This is a genomic window from Celeribacter baekdonensis (assembly GCF_900102315.1).
GTDB classification, from domain to species: Bacteria; Pseudomonadota; Alphaproteobacteria; order Rhodobacterales; family Rhodobacteraceae; genus Celeribacter; species Celeribacter baekdonensis.
The window spans coordinates 129963-148157 of record NZ_FNBL01000001.1 but is presented as its reverse complement, the minus strand read 5'-3'; the positions used below and the strand labels follow the sequence as shown (position 1 = coordinate 148157).

Below are 18195 nucleotides of genomic sequence, written 5' to 3'. Positions count from 1 at the left end.
CAGGCGCAGTTTCGGGGAGGTTTTTATGTCGGCAGACATCGCCATAGATCAGCTTGATGAGGCGCAGGCGCGCGCCGAATTGGCGCGTTTGGCCGATCTCTTGGCCCAGGCCAACGTCGCCTATCATCGCGAAGACGCTCCGGTCTTTGACGACGCAGAATATGATGCGCTCAAACGCCGAAACGCCGAAATCGAGACGCGTTTTCCACATCTCAAACGCACAGACAGCCCCAGCGAACAGGTTGGCGCAGCCCCCTCTGAGGGCTTTGGCAAAATCACTCATGCTCTGCGGATGATGTCGCTGTCCAATGCGTTTGACGATGAGGATGTGGTGGAATTCGACCAATCCGTACGCAAATATCTTGGTGCGCCGGGCGAAATTGCCTATACGGCAGAGCCCAAAATCGACGGATTGTCGCTGTCCATTCGCTACGAGATGGGCCAGCTCATCCATGCCGCAACCCGTGGCGATGGCGAGATTGGCGAAAACGTGACCGCCAACGCCCTGACCATTGCGGATATTCCCCAAACACTGGACGGTGCTCCCGATATTTTAGAGGTGCGTGGCGAAGTCTATATGAGCCACGCCGATTTTGAGGCGCTCAATACCCGCAACGCCGAGCGTGGTGGCAAAACATTTGCCAATCCGCGCAACGCTGCCGCGGGCTCCTTGCGCCAACTCGATCCTGAAATCACCCGTTCGAGGCCGCTCAAATTTTTCGCCTACGCCTGGGGCGAGTTGTCCGCGCCTTTGGCCGAAACCCAAATGGCCGCGATCCGGCACCTGCAGACCCTTGGCTTTCAAATCAATCCTCTGACCCGGCGCTTCACAGCGATCACTGACCTCATTGCCCATTATCACAACATCGAATCCCAACGGGCGACACTGGGCTATGACATTGATGGCGTCGTCTATAAGGTTGATGACCTCGCGCTGCAACGCCGCCTTGGCTTTCGCTCCACCACGCCGCGATGGGCCATCGCTCATAAATTCCCCGCCGAACTGGCCTGGACCCGGTTGGAAGCCATCGACATTCAGGTCGGCCGCACCGGCGCCTTGTCCCCCGTTGCCCGCCTGACACCGGTCACCGTGGGCGGGGTCGTTGTCTCCAACGCGACCCTGCACAATGAAGATTACATTGCGGGGCGCGACAGCAAAGGCGGCGAAATTCGCGGCGGCAAAGACATCCGTGTTGGCGACTGGGTTGAGGTCTATCGCGCCGGAGATGTGATCCCCAAGATTGCCGATGTTGATCTGAGCAAACGCCCCGAGGATGCCGCGCCGTTCCTCTATCCGACAGTCTGTCCCGAATGCGGCTCCGAGGCGATCCGCGAAGAGGGCGACGCGGTGCGCCGTTGCTCCGGCGGTCTCATTTGCCCGGCGCAAGCCGTTGAGAAATTGAAACATTTTGTCTCTCGGGGCGCGTTTGACATAGACGGGCTCGGGGCGAAACAGGTCGAACAATTCTATAAAGACGGCTGGATCAAAGAGCCGGCTGACATTTTCACCCTGCGTGACCGCTACGGCTCGGGGATGCAACAGCTCAAAAACCGCGAAGGCTGGGGGGAAAAATCCGCCAACAGCCTGTTTGACGCGATTGATGCACGCAAAACCATCCCCTTGGCCAAGCTCATCTTTGCCCTCGGCATCCGCCATGTCGGCGACAGTTCCGCCAGTCTTTTGGCCACAACTTACGGCACATGGGCCGCGTTTGAGACGGCGATGAGCGAGGCTCAGGTCGGTGTCGGCGCGCAATGGGACGATCTTTTGGCTGTCGATGGCGTCGGTGCGGTCATGGCCACCTCGGTGATCACCGCCTTCCACCAAGCGGCAGAGCGTGCCTCGATCGACCGTTTGGTCGCGCATTTGACCGTCGTTGAGGCGGCAAAGCCCAAAAATGACAGTCCGGTCAGCGGCAAAACCGTGGTTTTCACCGGTACGCTCGAAAAAATGACCCGGGCCGAGGCCAAGGCCCGCGCCGAATCTTTGGGCGCGAAAGTTTCAGGGTCAGTTTCCGCCAAAACCGACCTGTTGGTCGCGGGGCCGGGTGCCGGGTCAAAAGAGAAAAAAGCCCGCGAATTGGGCATTGAAACGCTTGACGAAGACGGCTGGCTGGCCCTGATCGGCAACGCATGAGCATGGGGCGGCCGGATATCCTGTTTCCGCTGTTTGCCGGGCTTGAAACCCTCGCGGGGGTTGGGCCGAAGACGGCAAAAGCGCTGCCCGCGATAGGCATCGAGCGACCGCGCGATCTGTTGTTCACGCTGCCCCATACGGTGGTGGATCGGCGGCGGCGTGACAGCCTGCGTGAGGTTGCGCCCGGTGAGGTCGCCACCGTCGAGGTCACGGTGCTGCGCCATCAACCGCCCATCCGCAAGGGCCTGCCGTATCGCGTGATCGTCGAGGATGCCGAACTCGCCTTTCAAGTGGTGTTTTTTCGCGGCGCGCCGAAATGGATCGAGGCGCAATTGCCGATTGGCGAACGCAGGCTTTTGTCTGGCAAGGTCGAACTTTACGACAATCAATATCAAATGCCGCATCCCGATCACATTTTGGAGCCGGATGAGGCGGGGGAGTTGGGGCAGTTTGAACCCGTCTATCCGCTGACCGCCGGGGTGACGCAAAAAACCATGGCCAAGGCCAGTGCAAGCGCTTTGGAGCGCGTGCCGGAGATGGCGGAGTGGATTGATCCGGCGTTGCGGGCGCGCGAAGGCTGGCCGGAGTTTCAGACAGCATTGGCCCAGGCGCATCGTCCCTTGTCGCTGCATGAGGTGGCGGCGACGGCTCCCGCGCGACAACGATTGGCCTATGACGAACTTTTTGCCCATCAAATGACCTTGGCTTTGGCCCGTGCCCGGGTGCGTCGAGGCAAGGGCCGGGTCAATGTGGGAGAGGGTCATTTGCGCGCAAAAGTGTTGGCCGCTTTGCCGTTTCGACCCACCGGTGCACAGGCGCGCGCCATGGCGGAAATCGCCGAAGACATGGCGCAACCCGCGCGGATGAACCGGCTTTTGATGGGCGATGTCGGCTCAGGGAAAACGCTTGTGGCCTTGGACGCGCTTTTGGTCGCGGTTGAGGCGGGCGGGCAGGGCGTGATGATGGCACCGACAGAAATCCTTGCGCGTCAACATCTTGAGGGGCTCAAACCCATGGCCGAAGCGGCGGGTGTTGTGCTTGAGATTTTGACCGGGCGCGACAAGGGGAGAGAGCGCAAAGCCAAGCTCGATGCGCTTGCCCGTGGTGACATTCACATCCTTGTCGGCACCCATGCGGTGTTCCAAGACGAGGTGGTGTTTCACGATTTACGCCTCTCGATCATTGACGAACAGCACCGGTTTGGGGTCACGCAACGTCTGGCTTTGGCGCAAAAGGGGCAGGCGGTGGATGTTTTGGTGATGACGGCGACGCCGATCCCTCGCTCGCTCTCCCTGGCGCATTACGGCGATATGGACCTGTCGATTTTGGACGAAAAGCCACCCGGACGCACGCCGATCAAAACGGCCTTGAGTGCGACGGATCGGATTGACGAGGTTGTGGCACATTTACGGGGTGCGATTGAGAAAGGACGGCAGGCCTATTGGGTTTGTCCGCTGGTCGAGGAAAGCGAGCTGGTCGATATGATGGCCGCCGAGGAACGGTTCAAACATCTGCGCGCGGTTTTGGGCGAGGAGCATGTTGGGCTTGTGCATGGACAAATGCCGCCCGAGGACAAAGACCGGACCATGGCACAGTTTGCAGCCGGAGAGATCGCCGTTTTGGTGGCCACCACGGTGATTGAGGTTGGGGTCAACGTGCCCAATGCGTCGATCATGGTGATTGAGCGGGCGGAGCATTTTGGTCTGGCACAGTTGCACCAATTGCGCGGACGGGTCGGGCGCGGCGATGTCGCTTCGACCTGTTTGCTGCTCTATCAACCGCCCTTGACTGAGACCGGGCGGCGCAGGTTGGAAATTCTGCGCGAAACCGAAGATGGGTTTCGCATCGCCGAGGAAGATTTGGCAATGCGCGGCGCAGGTGATGTTTTGGGCACCGCGCAATCAGGTCTGCCGCGGTTTCGGGTGGCGGATTTGGAACGACAATCGGCGCTGATGGCCTTGGCGCAAAGCGATGCGCGCAAGGTGATGCATGATGATCCGACGCTTTCAAGCGACCGCGGGCAGGCGGTGCGTGTTCTTCTTTGGTTGATGGGAAAAGATGAGGCAATCCGTTTGATTTCAGTGGGTTGACAGATTTTAGCACAGATAATTTTCATTTTGTTCGCGAATGTTCTTAAAAAGTTCTTTACACAGACCCATAAAAATGAGAACAAAGTGGCAACAAGTCATTAACCAACCTGTCTCAAAGGATGCTCACATGATCAAGGACCTCAAATCCGTTGCCACCCGGTCGCAAGGAACACTGGTACAAGACATGATCGGTGCGATCGCCCTTTTGGTCATCCTCTTGGGTGGGTTGAGCTTGCCGGCCTTGGTGTAAGGCCATCTTCGTTTGCCTCAGATCTGATCCCCAACCCGCAGCCCAATCTTGGGTCTGACATTTACCTGTTCCCGTCAGTGATGGTTCCTCATCCCATCAACCCCGCGGGTCTCAGATCGTACTTCCCGCCGCCTTCTTTTGAAGTGCGGCGGATTTTTTTGGCTATCGAAAGTGGGATCACGTCAGAACGTATATCCCAAACGCAACCCGCCCCAGTGATTGCCATCCACGAAAATCGGGGCAGAGAGATCTTTCATCATCATGAATTTGCCCGCTCCCATATCGCGACGATAGACCTGGAGCAGGAAGGGTTCGGTGTTACGCCCAGCCTTTAAGCCCACCCGATCACTAAAAATGCGCCGATTGCGGGAATTGGCGGCGTTCCAGGCCGGATCATGACCTTGCGGTGCGGAGAATTTAACATTGTGGGTTGGCAGATAGCCGTTTGGATCAAGCGCCGCGCAAAAGACCACCTTGGGGTTAAACTCAAGCATAGGCTCTTGAACCGCAGGCAAGACCTCATCCGTAAAGGCCGTGAACCGCGCCATGTATTGTTGTGGATTGGTGTTGGCAAGTTCAACGTAGCTTTGGTCAAAAAGGTCTGAGCGGCTGATGCGCCCCGAATTGATGCCATCAGCAAAAAGTGCTGAAATCCGAGAGGCGGCCTCTTGCACCTTGTTGATAAAGACCAAATCTTCGCTCGCGCCGCCAAGAGCAACGGTGGTTTGAAAAATGGTTTCAGAGGTGTTGATCAACTTGTCGACCCGTTCATGCGCGACATGGATGCCCTCGGCGGTGGCATTGGCGGCTTTGCCGATTTGGTCAAAGGCGGGTTGGAATCGCGCGACAGCGTCCCGAACCTTGTCGGCCTCAGTGACCATGATCCGGGTGGCGTCATGGGTTTTACGCACACCTTGGGCGATTTCTGTGAGCGCCAGATCCGTTTCCGACGCAGAGGAAATCACATGACTCGCGTCAGTGGAGACACCTGTCGCCTCTTCGCGCAGCCGTCCGACCCATTCGGACAGGGTGGCAATGTTCTCTTCGATCCCGGCGGCGGCGCGGGCGGTTTTGCGCGACAATTCGTTGATCGCCTCCGCCACCACGCCAAAGCCACGCCCGCTGTCACCGGCGCGCGCAGCCTCAATTTTGGCATTGATGGCAAGAATATTCACCTGACGGGCAATGTCGGCGATATTGGTGTTGTCTGCCTCAACAGCACTCAGCGAACTTGCGACCCGTTCCATACGCTCCGAAAGGTCTTTCACCCATGAGGCCACGTGTTGAGATTTTTGGCCGCTTTCGCGCACAAATCCCACTGACCCCTCAACGCGATTGAGGGTTTGATCGGTGATACTGGTGACCGTCGTCAAGGCGTCGCGCACCGCGCCATTGGCGGTCATCACGTCGGTGGCGGAGGATTGCACATCCGCCAGAACCGCAATCTGACTTTTGGATTGTTCATCGACGCTGTCAAGAAATCCCGCGATATCCACAACTTCAAAGCCAAGTCGACCGGCATATTTGGCCAACAAGCTCATTCTGTGATCCGCAGATGTCGCGTTTTCAAAGTCAGGATTCGGAATCATTGAGGCCTCCAATTGCAAGAGGACAATGGACCACGCCTCTTACGAGTTCGTTAAATCCTGAGCCTTTTCGGCCAATTCAAAGGCATTTTTGGCCGCGGTGAGCGCCAAAAGGATCGACGCGTGGCGATTTTTATAGTCGCGCGCGGGCAAAAGTGCCTCAAACCCATCAAACGGCGCAGAAGGCACCGGGCCGTTCTGTTTCAAAAACGCCTCAAGTTCGTCGCGCGCTTGCGACAGTTCGGCTCCGGTCCGCCCGATGACCTGCGCGCCCAGCACGGATGCTGCCGCCTGACCCAGCGCACAGGCTTTCACGTCTTGGGCAAAGCGCAGGACTTTTCCGTCCGCCACATCCAAATCCACGGTCACGGTCGAGCCACAGAGCGGCGCGCGCTCGCGTACGCTGGCCTGTGGCGTCTCAAGGCGCCCGGTCAGCGGAATATCGGCGGCCAGAGCCAAGAGTTTGCCAGAGTAGAGCTTGGCCAGTTCGACGGTGCTTTGAGCGGACATGGTTTGCCTTTCATCAACTGCTCTCTTAGATAGGTCACAGACCCGCCTATGGAAAGGACCTGCCATGCGCTTTGACCCGGCTTCGCTCAAATATGATGACAAAGGGCTGATCCCGGCCATCGCCCAAGACGCCGCGAGCGGTGACGTTTTGATGATGGCATGGATGAATGAGGCGGCGGTGCAAAAAACCTTGGAGACGGGGCGGGTGACCTATTGGTCGCGCTCGCGTCAGGCGTTTTGGATCAAGGGCGAGACCTCGGGTCATGTGCAGGAGCTGGTCGATTTTCGCTATGATTGCGACAGCGATTGCATCCTTGTGACGGTGGCCCAGACCGGGCCTGCCTGCCACACCAATCGCCGGTCGTGTTTTTACCGCGCGGTGCGCGATGGCGATGTGGTTGAGTTGATGCCACCCATGACGTGAGGTTTGCCTCATAAACCTATGAAATAACTCACCTTAACCCGATCATTGCCTTGACATCGCTAGGCGATAACCCCTCTTCGCGAAACTTCGAAATCGCCTTGGCATCGGTGCGTTTGGCAAGCCGTATGCCTTGGGAATCGCGGATCAACGCGTGGTGGTGATAGGCGATTTCCGGCAGATCCAACAGCGCCTGCAACAGGCGGTGGATCTGGGTTGCCTCCCTCAAATCCGCGCCGCGCACGGCCTCGGTCACGCCCTGATGCGCGTCATCCAAGACCACGGACAGGTGATAGGCGGCGGTGCCGATCTCCTTGCGCGCCAGCACGATGTCACCGACGCCATGGATCAACTCTCTGGCATCTAAATGATGGGTGCCGGGGGCGTCGGGACCGGTTTCCACCCATGAGAACCGCGTCACATCCCTCAGATATTCCACGGCTTTTTGCATATTGAGCCGCACCGCCTCGCCATGGCGAAACGATGCCATCGCACGGTGACGGCAGGTGCCGGGATAGATCACGCCATCCGGCCCCATCGGCGCGCCTTCTTGCGGGGCGGAAAGCGCGTTCATCACGTCGCGGCGGGTGCAGGAACAGGGGTAGATCAGGCCCAATTCCTCAAAGCGACTCAAAGCACTTGCGTAGATGTCTTCGCGTGCCGTGACATGCAAAACCGGTTCAGGCCAGGACAGGCCGAGCCAGCGCAAATCGGCATAGATCAAGGCCTCCCATTCCGGGCGACAGCGGGTGATGTCTCCGTCTTCGATGCGCAACAGGAACAGCCCGCCCTGCGCCCGCGCGCGCTCATAGGCGGTCAGCGCCGAATAGGCATGCCCCAGATGCAAAGGCCCGGTGGGGCTTGGGGCAAACCGGGTGACGTAGCGCGTCGCAGGGGGCATTACGGGCGATGCCTGCGATCACGCCGATCCTCGCGCGTTTGAAAAATCAAAATCCATGCCAGAAGGATGAACATCGGATGGGTCAATCCGCCCGAAAAGATCAGCGCAGGCACCCAGATCAAAAAGGTCAAAATGGCCACAAAGGGCCGCCCCGTCAGCAGGATCGACAGGGGCGGCAAGAAAATCGCGAGGATGTAATTCAAGGCAAGCCTCCTAAACCTCCGCCGCGCCCAACCAAGCTGTGAACGCGTCTTTGGCGCGGTCTGTATAGCCTTTATAGCGCTCTTTGCGGCCTTTTCGACCTCCGCGCATCCCGTCCAACGGCGGGAACAGGCCAAAGTTCACATTCATCGGTTGAAAGCTCTTGGCCTCAGCCCCGCCCGTGATGTGATGAATGAGCGCGCCCATGGCGGTGGTGCCGGGCGGCGGGGTCATCTTTTGGCCCAAAAGTTCGGCTGCGGCCAAGCGACCGGCGAGCAATCCCATGGCGGCGGATTCCACATAGCCCTCAACGCCCGTGACCTGTCCGGCAAAGCGGATATTGGGCCGGGATTTGAGGCGCATTTGATCATCCAAAAGCGTCGGAGAATTCAAAAACGTGTTGCGGTGAATGCCGCCCAAACGGGCGAAACTGGCATTTTCCAAACCCGGAATCATTTTTAAAACAGCGGTTTGCGCGCCATATTTCATCTTGGTCTGAAAGCCGACGATGTTCAAAAGCGTGCCGAGTTTGTTGTCGCGGCGCAGTTGCACCACAGCGTAAGGTTTGACATCCGGCTGATGCGCATTGGTCAGGCCAATCGGCTTCATCGGACCGAACCGAAGCGTCTCGCGACCGCGTTCGGCCATGACCTCGATCGGCAGGCAGCCGTCGAAATACCCGGCTGTTTCGCCGTCGTGGAACTCGGTCTTTTCCGCCGCCAAAAGCGCGTCGATAAAGGCCTCATATTGGTCTTTGGTCATAGGGCAGTTGAGATAGGCTTTTTGCTCTTCCTCGGTCTCCCCCTTGTCATAACGCGACTGCATCCAGGCCACATCCATGTTGATGCTCTCGGCATAGACGATGGGGGCGATGGCGTCGAAAAATGCCAAACGGTCGGTTCCGGTCTCGCGCGCAATCGCTTCGCCAAGCGCGGGCGAGGTCAGCGGACCCGTGGCAAAAATCCAAGTGCCCTCGCTGGGCAATTCGGTGATCTCGCCATATTCGACAGAGACATTGGGTAGGGCTTTGAGCGCCGCCGTGACGCTCTCGGCAAAGGGATCGCGGTCCACGGCCAAGGCGCCACCCGCGGGCAATCGGTGTTTATGCGCCATCGCCATGATCAAGCCATTGGCCGCGCGCATTTCCCAATGCAACAGGCCCACGGCGTTTTGTTCGTCATCATCCGAGCGGAACGAGTTGGAACAGACCATCTCGCCGAAATTCCCGGTGTGATGGGCGAATGTGCCCACTTCGGGACGCATTTCATGAAGCACGACTTTGAGGCCCATATGGGCCGCCTGCCATGCCGCTTCGGACCCGGCCATGCCGCCGCCGACGATGTGAAGTGTTTTATCTGTCATGCTTCGGGATGTAGATCAAAGCGGGGAGAAAGGAAAGATGGCGCAGGGGCCATTTCATTGATCCTTTGAGGCCAAGGAGCGCGGCCCGCGCCCCCTAAAACCGATAAAAAACCCCACACATCAGACTGACGTGTGGGCAGGTTTGATCGTCTTGATCCTGGGCAGGATGGACCCGTCAATGCCTTCGCCGTTCAGGCAGGTGACATCCAACTCTTTGATATTGCCGTAGATCGCCTCACCCTCTCATCAGACGCGTTTTAGAGGGGGCGTTAACTTTTATAAACTGTGTGGAAATATGTGGTGATTTGCATGCATGTGCTGCAAAAACGCACACATCACTCAGCAAAAATCACATAGAAAAAGCCGCCAGAACCGTAAGTTCGAGCGGCTTTTTGCCTATCCTATGAGGGAGATAGGGCGATGTCCTCACATTGCCGTGAGGGGCTTTTGCGCCTTATACCTCCGCCGCACCGTCCTCTTCCTCATCGCTTTCGGCGATCCAGGCCACCGATACGACTTCTTCGCCTTTGCCGGTGTTGAACACTTTCACACCACCTGCCGAGCGCGAGCGGAAGGAGATGCCTTGGACCGGGCAGCGGATGGATTGGCCTTTTGAGGTGGCCAGCATGATCTGGTCCTCGATGCCGACCGGGAAGGAGGCCACAAGCGCGCCACCGCGCATCGCTTTGTCCATCGCCGTGACCCCCATGCCGCCGCGTCCGCGCACCGGGTAGCCATGCGAAGAACTGAGTTTTCCGGAGCCATTTTGTGTAATGGTCACAAGCAGTTCCTCGGCGGCCTTCATCTCTTCGAACCGCTCCATGGTGATCGTGCCTTCTTCGGCTTCCTCATCCTCATCAGTGGCCTCAACCTCATCGGCACCGGCCATTTGACGACGCATTTTGAGGTAAGCGACCCGTTCAGAGGACTCGGCATCAAAGTGTTTGATCACCGACATTGACACGACCTCATCGTCGGCGCCCAGTTTGATCCCGCGCACACCGGTCGAGGCGCGCGAGTTGAACACACGCACGTCGGTGACCGGGAAACGAATGGCGCGGCCAGATGAGGTCACCAGCATAACATCATCATTTTCATCACAAATCCGGGCGTTGATCAGGCGGGTGCCGATCTCTTCGCCTTCGAATTTCATCGCGATCTTGCCGTTGGATTTCACATTGGTGAAATCAGACAGGCGGTTGCGACGCACCGAGCCTTTCGAGGTGGCAAAGACGATCTGAAGCCCATCCCAATCCAACTCGTCGCGATCTACCGGCATGATCGCCGCAATGCCCACGCCGGTCGGGATCGGCAGGATATTGACGATCGGTTTGCCTTTGGCGGTCCGGCCACCGAGCGGCAAGCGCCAGGTTTTCAACTTATAGGCCATGCCATCATCGGTGAAGAACAAAAGCTGCGTGTGGGTGTTGGCGACAAACAGCGTGGTGATCACGTCTTCGTCCTTGGTGGCCATGCCCGACAGGCCCTTGCCGCCGCGTTTTTGCGCGCGGTAATCGGCCAGAGGCGTGCGTTTGGCCCAACCGGAGGCGGTGATGGTGACCACCATATCCTCTTTTTCGATCAGATCTTCGTCTTCCATATCGCCCGACCAATCGACAATCTCGGTGCGGCGCGGCACGGCGAACAGGGTTTTCACCTCAATCAGCTCGTTGGAAATGATCTCCATGATCCGTTCGCGCGAAGCGAGGATGGCAAGGAAATCTTTGATCTTGCCGGCGAGCTCTTGCAACTCGTCGGTGACCTCTTTGACGCCGATCTGGGTCAGGCGTTGCAGACGCAGATCAAGGATCGCGCGGGCCTGGGTCTCGGACAGGTTATAGGTGCCATCGTCGTTCATCTTATGGCTCGGATCGTCGATCAACCGGATGTAATCGGCGATGTCCATCGCGGGCCAGCGACGTTCCATCAATTTCGCCCGCGCTTCCGCCGCATCGGCAGAAGAACGAATGGTGGCGACGACTTCGTCGACATTGGTCACGGCCACAGCCAAGCCGCAGAGGATATGGGCGCGGTCGCGAGCTTTGCGCAGCTCAAACGCGGTGCGCCGCGCCACGACTTCTTCGCGGAAGGTGATGAAATGCTCCAAGAACTGGCGCAGGGTCATCTGTTCCGGGCGACCGCCGTTGAGCGCCAACATGTTGCACCCAAACGAGGTTTGCAGCGGGGTGAAGCGGAACAATTGGTTCAGCACCACCTCCGGCGTTGCATCGCGTTTCAGCTCGACCACAACCCGCACACCGACACGGTCGGATTCGTCTTGGACATGGGCGATGCCTTCGACGCGCTTGTCACGCACCAGCTCGGCGATTTTTTCGATCATCGTCGCCTTGTTGACCTGATAGGGGATCTCATCCACGACGATGGCGTAGCGGTCTTTGCGGATCTCTTCGACGCGGGTCTTGGCGCGGATCACCACGGAGCCACGGCCCTCAAGATAGGCTTTGCGCGCGCCAGAACGGCCCAGGATCATTGCGCCTGTCGGGAAATCGGGCGCGGGCACAATTTCCATCAACCGTTCGGAGGACACGTCCGGGTTTTCGATCAGCGCCAAAGTGGCGTCGATCACTTCGCCCAGATTGTGCGGCGGGATATTGGTGGCCATGCCGACGGCGATCCCGCCCGCGCCATTGACCAACATGTTCGGGAACCGCGCCGGAAGCACGGTCGGCTCGCGGTCTTTGCCGTCATAGTTCAGGGTGAAATCGACGGTGTCTTTGTCAATATCGGCCAAAAGATAGGCGGCCGGTTTGTCCATCCGCACTTCGGTGTAGCGCATCGCCGCGGCGGCATCGCCATCCATCGAACCAAAGTTGCCCTGACCATCGAGCAAGGGCAGGGACATCGAAAACGGCTGCGCCATACGCACAAGGGCGTCATAGATCGCGCTATCACCATGCGGGTGGTATTTCCCCATGGTATCGCCGACGGACCGCGCCGATTTGCGGTAAGATTTGTCATGGGTGTTGCCCGCCTCATGCATCGCAAACAGGATGCGGCGGTGAACCGGTTTCAACCCGTCGCGCAAATCCGGGATCGCGCGGCTGACGATCACGCTCATGGCGTAATCGAGGTAGGAGCTTTTCATCTCCTGGGTGATGGAAATCTTCGGCCCGTCCCATGCCATCGGCACAATCGGAGTTTCGTCTTCGTTTTCAGGGGTTTCTGGAGTGTCGCTCACGGTGTCCGCCTGTTGTTTGGTGCGATCTATATAATGTTATGCGGCATCTTACATCATACGGGATGTGGGGTGCAATGGGGGAACCGGGGATGATTTTGTCCGAACGACCCCATCGGATGAGATGCCTTTGGCAGCCAAGTCAGAAGAGTGACAACATATTGTTTTTATAGACAATTAACCAATTTCAGGCAGACTGAGTCTCAGGGAGGCAAACGTACAGGAAACACCCAAGCAACAGGAGAGACCTTGATGGCAACAGCGCAGCAAAACCAGATGAGTGACACCGAGATGATGCTCACGGGATATGGCCTGACTTTGGCGGAATTCACTTACCGAATGCCGGATCACCAAAGCGTGCTGAATACGTTTTCATGGCAGCTCTACGATCTTGCGCCGGATTATCCGAAATTGTTCAAATTCATCGCGTTTTGGCACGAGACCATCGAAGGCCCGTTGCACCATGTGCGTTTCACCCATCGCAAATTGATCTCACCGGGCGAATGGCGCAATTGCGTCGGCGAATTTACCATTCATTGAAGGCCATGCCTGAAAGCAAAGCGCGCGGCGGGGCACGATCCGCCGTGGCTCAAAACCGTTTCAACAGCTTTTTAAGCGGTGTGGTCGCGTCGCCGGTGTAGGAGGCCTCCGACACCTGACGAAACCGATCCCGCAGCGCCTCGGCGCGCAGATCGGCCAAAGGCCCACCCACCCGCTTGCGACTGCGGCGCGCGGTGGGAAAGGGGACCACAATGGGTGCGGTGGGTTTCTTTTGTTTCATATCCTGAAGATTCGCACAAAGCCCGGCGATTTCAATCCTGAAAACACATTTGTGAGCGCGGTTTCGACAAAAAATGGCGGGATGGTTAAAACTGCATCCGCGTGAAAGCCGGGTTTAACGTGCCGCCGCGCAAGATCTCCGCTCAGCGCGACCTTGTCCACGCCATGATCCAAAGTGCCACAAACACCAGCGAGAACAAGAAATTCCAGCCCGCCATGGTGATGCCAAGGCCCCATGTGTCCCAAACGATCTCGTCACACAGAACAAGTTTCGCCGCCCCCGCAGAGGGCAAAAGATCCATGCCGGAGAGGCCAGACAGGCCTGGGCCAGAGGAGGTGCAGGAGCTTGGGCCGGGCCACCAGCCCTGTTCGACACCGGCGTGAAACAGACCAAGGCCAGAGGAGACCACCATCACCAGCGCGCCCAAAACCAGCAAAAGCCGCAGGCGGGTCGCCAGAAACAGCGCGCCGATGACAATGACGATGGCATGGGGCCAGCGTTGCCACAGGCACATCGCGCAGGGCGCATAGCCCATGGCCTGAAATACAAACGCCCCCAAAAGGATCGACAGCGATCCCAGCGTGGCCAAAAGGGCCAAATGCAGGCGGGTGAGACGAGAAATCAAAGCTGTCATAGAAATTTCACGGCGTAAAAGCCGCCCACAAGCAAGAGGATGAGCACGGTGAACACCAGTCCCAACCGGCGTTCGATAAAGTCGCGGATCGGATCGCCAAATTTCCACAACAGGGCGGCGACGACGAAAAACCGGATCGAACGCGCGGCAATCGAGGCGACGATGAACACCGGCAAGGACAGTTGCGTGGTGCCCGACAAGATGGTGATCACCTTATAGGGGAAGGGCGTGACCCCCGCGATCAACACGGCCCAGGCGCCCCATTCATTATATTTGACGGCGAATTCGTCGAAATAGGCGTCTTTGCCATAGAATTCCAACACCGGGCGACCAATGGTTTCAAACGCGCCAAAGCCGATCCAATAGCCCAACATCCCGCCCAAAACAGAGGCCAAAGTGGCGATTCCGGCGATTTTGAACGCATCCTTCGGGCGCGCCACGATCAGCGGAATCATCAAAATGTCTGGCGGGATCGGAAAGACCGAGCTTTCCACAAAGGCGACAACCGCCAAGGCCCAAAGCGCATGCGGACTTTCCGCCAAGGACATCGTCCAATTGTACAACCGCTTTAGCATGCGCCGAAAATCCCCGCTTGTTCTCGGTCTATAGGCCCCATTCTTCTCCAAGGGTCAAGCATATGCCGGGTGCTTTCGGCTTGTCGGCGTGATGGGTGACGTTATTGTGAGCACAGTTTTGATTTTGGCCGAGGGTGAGTGATGAAATGGCAAGGTCGGCGCGGGTCGCGCAACATTGAGGATCGGCGGTCCATGAGCGGCGGCAAGGCCGTGGGCGGGATCGGCGGCTTGGGCCTGATCGCGGTTGTGGTGATCGGCTATTTCCTCGGCATCGACGTCACGCCGCTGCTCGAAGGGGCAGGGGGCATCAGCACCCAAACCCAGACCACCCAAATCACCGCCGCCGATGAAGAGGCGGCGCAATTCGTCTCCGTCACCCTGGCCGACACCGAAGAGATTTGGACCGGAGTCTTTGCCGATCAATTGAACGCGCGCTATCAACCGCCGATTCTGGTGCTCTATAAGGGCGTGACCCAAAGCCCCTGCGGCTCGGCTTCGGGGGCGACCGGGCCGTTTTATTGCCCTTCGGATCAAAAAGTCTACCTCGACACCGATTTCTTCACCACGATGAGCCGCACACTGGGCGCGAAGGGCGATTTTGCCGCCGCTTACGTGGTCGCGCATGAAGTGGCGCATCATGTCCAAAACGAATTGGGCATTTTGGGCCAGGCCAATGCCTACCGCGCGCAGGTCAAGGAGGACAAAAGCAACGCCGTCTCGGTGATGATCGAACTTCAGGCCGATTGTTATTCAGGGATTTGGGCGAAAAAGGCCGATGAGGCCTTTGGGTCGATTGAGCATGGCGACATTCGCGAGGCGTTGAATGCGGCCAAACAAATCGGCGATGACACGTTGCAAAAGAACGCCGGACGCGTGCCGCAGCCGCACACCTTTACTCATGGCACCTCCGAGCAGCGCCAAACCTGGTTTGCGACCGGTTATAAAACCGGGGATTTGGCCTCTTGTGACACTTTTTCTGCGGATCGGTTATAAATCTGACAAATCCCTCTTGTCGTCGCCCGCGAGCTTCGATAAATGCCCTTTACCGCGCCGATGTGCGCGGGACTTTTGCCCGTGTGGTGGAATTGGTAGACACAGGGGATTCAAAATCCCCCGCTGTAACAGGCTTGGCGGTTCGAGTCCGCCCACGGGTACCATTATTAAAAGAGGTGACTACCAAGTCCTCTTTTAGCCGCCAGTTGGTCACCAGTTGGTCACCAGAGAATTGCTCTGGATTACTCCCAAAACAAAGCTTTACTATTGAGTGCTCACTTGGTGCTGTTGTAACTTATGTGCAACAAGGCGGGTCGCATCCTATTGAAACTCAAACCCGAGCAGATCTTCCTTGGTATGAATAGTCTCGCATAAATCGCGACGGTAGGCTCGTATACCATAACATGCATCAATGATCGTTTCTTTCAACACAAGCTCTTCGGACCAATCAGCGTTATCAAACCGCTCAAATGCAACTTTTTTCAAATACTCCAATCTCTCTTGCGACTTAGTCTCAAAGGTTAATCCTGAGAAATAGCTCATCGCCCGGATGCAGACGTTATCTTCTTCCTCCCAAGGCCATTCCTGCAGAATGGCTCTGAGCTCCAGTTCAAGATAACTTGCCGAATGCCAGTAATTACAGACAGCCGTGATCACGGCAGCCGCTCTCTCATCGAAAAAGTCATTCTCGCGAAAATATGCGAATGCCGTTCGGTAGCGTTGCAGCCCCTTATCGTCACAATCAAACAGCAAGGCATAAGCGTATACGCCAGCGTCAAATTGGTGCTCGAAGTCTCCCCAGAACATGTCATGGACCAAAGCCCTGTCTTCCTTGGGAATGTCCCGATCAGATTTGCGGGCCTGCCAAATGTAGTTCAAACGCGTTTCGGTATCCATCAGTCTATAATGTCCGTCGATTTTTGGGCCGCCTCAGGGGCTATTGAAATGATACCAGCAACGCGCAGGGGTTGGATAGGCGACCTCTTTAAGCAGAACCAAAAAGAATTTTAGATGGATGTTCTTGATCCAAAGAATATTGAGAGGAAAGAGGTGAGTGTTGTGTTTTTTAAGGGAGTAGGGCGTTTTATCGCGATTTGGGGAATTCAAAGCGTAGCGTTGGTGGTGACAACGTTTGTCTACACGGGGCTGTTTCACAGCAATATCTATTGGCCCTTTGCGCCCCTCAGCCAAAGTGCGGGCGGGACCTTGGACTATGTCTTTGTCGCGCTGTTTACCCTTGTTACGCTGTTTCTATCGCTGCGAGCAAGGTCGGTCTCTCGCACCACGATGACATGAATCGCCTATATTTTCTTTGGTGCGGCTTTGCTTGTGAGCAATGTCGTTGTGTTTTTCCTGTCGGGAGTCTTTTTCATCGGGGAAAGCCTTTGATGTTGCGACACAGAACGTGTTCGACAACCATAGTGTTGACCAAACAGGATGAACCTCTTCGCCATAAAAGGCCAAAGGTTCCCAAACCGAGCCACGGGCGTTAGGCTGAGTTCAGTGAGCTGCGAATCGAGACTTTGGGGGTTGGGGTGATACTATTGCCCAGATTTGACCTTCAATTCAGTCATATTGACCACAAGGTCGCGCCTTTAGGGTAATATGACTGCAATCACTCCTGTATTCTGGCTTTATAACCAAACAAAACTTCAGGGATCTCTCATGAAAAACACCACAGTTCTCGGCGCATTTGGCGCTTTGGCCCTTTTGGGCGCCACTTTGGCCACGCCAGCCGCCGCCGATAAACTCGATGACGTTTTGGGCTCGGGCAAGCTGCGCTGCGCCGTTGTACTCGACTTCCCGCCCATGGGCTACCGTGACGCCAACAACGAACCGGCCGGCATGGATGTCGACATCTGTAAAGATCTCGCAAGCCGCATGGGCGTTGATGCCGAAGTCGTGGGCGTTACCTGGGCCGAACGTATTCCGTCGCTGATCTCTGGCCGCACCGATGTGGCGATTGCCTCCTCTTCGGACTCGCTTGAACGCGCCCAGACCGTGGGTTTCTCCATCCCCTATATGGTGTTCCAGTTCCAATCCCTGCTGCCCGCGGATTCCGAGATCACCGAATGGGACCAGTTGAAAGACGCCAATGTCGGTGTCGCGGTTGGTACGACCTATGAATCCGAACTGACCGATTACAGCGCCGCCAATTGGCCGGACGGCAAAGGCAAGATCACCACCTTCCAAGCCGAAAACGACACCTACCTCGCCGTGTCCCAAGGCCGCGTCGAAGCCGGGATCGCCACAGACACCGCCATCGCCAACATTCTGCAATCGGATAGCTTTTCCAACCTCAAAGCCGGTCCCGTGGCCCCCTTTGGTGCGGATATCGTCGGCTTTATGACCCAGCGAAACGAATTTGGCTGGATCAACTACCTCAACCTCTACATCAATCACGCCTATCGCGACGGCACGCTCGGTGATCTCTATGAGACACATATCGGTGGCGAAATGCCTGACCTGACGACCGTTGGCGTTTATTATTAAACCCTGAGTACGTTTAACCTTGGCGGCGGCAGGCACCCCCTGTCGCCGTCCAACTTATGGGTCAT

At 57.2% G+C, this 18195-nt stretch carries 18 protein-coding genes and 1 tRNA gene; 9 read left to right on the top strand and 10 right to left on the bottom strand.

Annotation, left to right across the window (positions count from 1 at the left end):
• Positions 1-25 precede the first annotated feature (25 nt).
• From ligA to BLT54_RS23000, 3 genes are all read left to right on the top strand, one after another.
• Entirely contained in the window at positions 26-2137 is a 2112-nt protein-coding gene (ligA, locus tag BLT54_RS00695; protein WP_074640096.1) for an NAD-dependent DNA ligase LigA, read from the top strand.
• 2 nt (positions 2138-2139) lie between these two features.
• Positions 2140-4227: an ATP-dependent DNA helicase RecG gene (recG, locus tag BLT54_RS00690; RefSeq protein ID WP_074640094.1), complete on the top strand. Its 2088-nt coding sequence runs from the start codon at positions 2140-2142 to the stop codon at positions 4225-4227.
• 127 nt (positions 4228-4354) lie between these two features.
• Positions 4355-4477: a hypothetical protein gene (locus BLT54_RS23000; RefSeq protein ID WP_269771043.1), complete on the top strand. Its 123-nt coding sequence runs from the start codon at positions 4355-4357 to the stop codon at positions 4475-4477.
• Positions 4478-4659: 182 nt separating this feature from the next.
• Here BLT54_RS23000 and BLT54_RS00685 read toward each other — a convergent pair whose 3' ends face one another.
• The gene (locus BLT54_RS00685; protein WP_245707922.1) at positions 4660-6018 is read right to left on the bottom strand and encodes a methyl-accepting chemotaxis protein; all 1359 of its coding nucleotides are present in this window, start codon (positions 6016-6018) and stop codon (positions 4660-4662) included.
• 87 nt (positions 6019-6105) lie between these two features.
• Positions 6106-6573: an iron-sulfur cluster assembly scaffold protein gene (locus tag BLT54_RS00680; protein ID WP_074640088.1), complete on the bottom strand. Its 468-nt coding sequence runs from the start codon at positions 6571-6573 to the stop codon at positions 6106-6108.
• Between the two features lie 64 nt (positions 6574-6637).
• Between BLT54_RS00680 and hisI the strand changes: the two genes are divergently transcribed.
• The gene (gene hisI / locus BLT54_RS00675; protein WP_074640086.1) at positions 6638-6997 is read left to right on the top strand and encodes a phosphoribosyl-AMP cyclohydrolase; all 360 of its coding nucleotides are present in this window, start codon (positions 6638-6640) and stop codon (positions 6995-6997) included.
• A gap of 28 nt (positions 6998-7025) precedes the next feature.
• Here hisI and gluQRS read toward each other — a convergent pair whose 3' ends face one another.
• The 4 genes from gluQRS to gyrA form a co-directional block, all read right to left on the bottom strand.
• A complete protein-coding gene (gluQRS, locus tag BLT54_RS00670; RefSeq protein WP_074640084.1) occupies positions 7026-7895 on the bottom strand; it encodes a tRNA glutamyl-Q(34) synthetase GluQRS in 870 nt (289 codons plus the stop codon).
• Positions 7895-8098, bottom strand: coding sequence for a hypothetical protein (locus BLT54_RS00665; RefSeq protein WP_074640082.1), 204 nt, complete (start codon positions 8096-8098; stop codon positions 7895-7897). The genes gluQRS and BLT54_RS00665 overlap by 1 nt, the downstream gene beginning before the upstream one ends.
• 10 nt (positions 8099-8108) lie before the next feature.
• Positions 8109-9458, bottom strand: a complete 1350-nt coding sequence (gene trmFO / locus BLT54_RS00660) for a methylenetetrahydrofolate--tRNA-(uracil(54)-C(5))-methyltransferase (FADH(2)-oxidizing) TrmFO (protein WP_074640080.1) — start codon at positions 9456-9458, stop codon at positions 8109-8111.
• Between the two features lie 454 nt (positions 9459-9912).
• Positions 9913-12657 carry a DNA gyrase subunit A gene (gene gyrA, locus BLT54_RS00655; RefSeq protein WP_176832796.1) on the bottom strand — a complete coding sequence of 915 codons (2745 nt, stop codon included), beginning with the start codon at positions 12655-12657 and terminating at the stop codon, positions 9913-9915.
• A 249-nt stretch (positions 12658-12906) separates the two neighbouring features.
• Between gyrA and BLT54_RS00650 the strand changes: the two genes are divergently transcribed.
• Positions 12907-13194: an usg protein gene (locus BLT54_RS00650; RefSeq protein WP_009571902.1), complete on the top strand. Its 288-nt coding sequence runs from the start codon at positions 12907-12909 to the stop codon at positions 13192-13194.
• A 49-nt stretch (positions 13195-13243) separates the two neighbouring features.
• On the opposite strand, the gene BLT54_RS00645 is transcribed toward BLT54_RS00650, so the two are convergent.
• The 3 genes from BLT54_RS00645 to BLT54_RS00635 form a co-directional block, all read right to left on the bottom strand.
• The gene (locus BLT54_RS00645; RefSeq protein ID WP_074640078.1) at positions 13244-13435 is read right to left on the bottom strand and encodes a hypothetical protein; all 192 of its coding nucleotides are present in this window, start codon (positions 13433-13435) and stop codon (positions 13244-13246) included.
• A 142-nt stretch (positions 13436-13577) separates the two neighbouring features.
• Entirely contained in the window at positions 13578-14069 is a 492-nt protein-coding gene (locus BLT54_RS00640; RefSeq protein ID WP_074640076.1) for a disulfide bond formation protein B, read from the bottom strand.
• Entirely contained in the window at positions 14066-14644 is a 579-nt protein-coding gene (locus tag BLT54_RS00635; RefSeq protein WP_074640074.1) for a YqaA family protein, read from the bottom strand. Before BLT54_RS00635 ends, BLT54_RS00640 begins: the two co-directional genes overlap by 4 nt.
• Before the next feature lie 141 nt (positions 14645-14785).
• Here BLT54_RS00635 and ypfJ point away from each other — a divergent pair, with 141 nt between their 5' ends.
• Both ypfJ and BLT54_RS00625 read left to right on the top strand, forming a co-directional pair.
• Positions 14786-15637, top strand: a complete 852-nt coding sequence (gene ypfJ, locus BLT54_RS00630) for a KPN_02809 family neutral zinc metallopeptidase (RefSeq protein WP_074640071.1) — start codon at positions 14786-14788, stop codon at positions 15635-15637.
• Between the two features lie 77 nt (positions 15638-15714).
• Positions 15715-15801 (top strand) — tRNA-Leu (locus tag BLT54_RS00625).
• Between the two features lie 157 nt (positions 15802-15958).
• Here BLT54_RS00625 and BLT54_RS00620 read toward each other — a convergent pair.
• Entirely contained in the window at positions 15959-16534 is a 576-nt protein-coding gene (locus tag BLT54_RS00620; RefSeq protein ID WP_074640069.1) for a hypothetical protein, read from the bottom strand.
• 114 nt (positions 16535-16648) lie between these two features.
• Between BLT54_RS00620 and BLT54_RS00615 the strand changes: the two genes are divergently transcribed.
• Both BLT54_RS00615 and BLT54_RS00610 read left to right on the top strand, forming a co-directional pair.
• On the top strand, positions 16649-16933 hold the full coding sequence (locus BLT54_RS00615) for a hypothetical protein (protein ID WP_074640067.1): 285 nt from the start codon (positions 16649-16651) through the stop codon (positions 16931-16933).
• A gap of 369 nt (positions 16934-17302) precedes the next feature.
• A complete protein-coding gene (locus BLT54_RS00610) occupies positions 17303-18130 on the top strand; it encodes a transporter substrate-binding domain-containing protein (protein ID WP_074640065.1) in 828 nt (275 codons plus the stop codon).
• Positions 18131-18195: the final 65 nt, after the last annotated feature.

Coding starts and splice junctions, on each gene's coding strand:
- hisI (WP_074640086.1), top strand. CDS start 6,638: ATGCGCTTTGACCCGGCTTCGCTCAAATATGATGACAAAGGGCTGATC.
- BLT54_RS00615 (WP_074640067.1), top strand. CDS start 16,649: ATGGATGTTCTTGATCCAAAGAATATTGAGAGGAAAGAGGTGAGTGTT.
- BLT54_RS00650 (WP_009571902.1), top strand. CDS start 12,907: ATGGCAACAGCGCAGCAAAACCAGATGAGTGACACCGAGATGATGCTC.
- recG (WP_074640094.1), top strand. CDS start 2,140: ATGGGGCGGCCGGATATCCTGTTTCCGCTGTTTGCCGGGCTTGAAACC.
- gluQRS (WP_074640084.1), bottom strand. CDS start 7,895: ATGCCCCCTGCGACGCGCTACGTCACCCGGTTTGCCCCAAGCCCCACC.
- trmFO (WP_074640080.1), bottom strand. CDS start 9,458: ATGACAGATAAAACACTTCACATCGTCGGCGGCGGCATGGCCGGGTCC.
- BLT54_RS00640 (WP_074640076.1), bottom strand. CDS start 14,069: ATGACAGCTTTGATTTCTCGTCTCACCCGCCTGCATTTGGCCCTTTTG.
- BLT54_RS00635 (WP_074640074.1), bottom strand. CDS start 14,644: ATGCTAAAGCGGTTGTACAATTGGACGATGTCCTTGGCGGAAAGTCCG.
- BLT54_RS00685 (WP_245707922.1), bottom strand. CDS start 6,018: ATGAGCTTGTTGGCCAAATATGCCGGTCGACTTGGCTTTGAAGTTGTG.
- ligA (WP_074640096.1), top strand. CDS start 26: ATGTCGGCAGACATCGCCATAGATCAGCTTGATGAGGCGCAGGCGCGC.
- BLT54_RS00610 (WP_074640065.1), top strand. CDS start 17,303: ATGAAAAACACCACAGTTCTCGGCGCATTTGGCGCTTTGGCCCTTTTG.
- BLT54_RS00620 (WP_074640069.1), bottom strand. CDS start 16,534: ATGGATACCGAAACGCGTTTGAACTACATTTGGCAGGCCCGCAAATCT.
- BLT54_RS23000 (WP_269771043.1), top strand. CDS start 4,355: ATGATCAAGGACCTCAAATCCGTTGCCACCCGGTCGCAAGGAACACTG.
- BLT54_RS00680 (WP_074640088.1), bottom strand. CDS start 6,573: ATGTCCGCTCAAAGCACCGTCGAACTGGCCAAGCTCTACTCTGGCAAA.
- BLT54_RS00645 (WP_074640078.1), bottom strand. CDS start 13,435: ATGAAACAAAAGAAACCCACCGCACCCATTGTGGTCCCCTTTCCCACC.
- ypfJ (WP_074640071.1), top strand. CDS start 14,786: ATGAAATGGCAAGGTCGGCGCGGGTCGCGCAACATTGAGGATCGGCGG.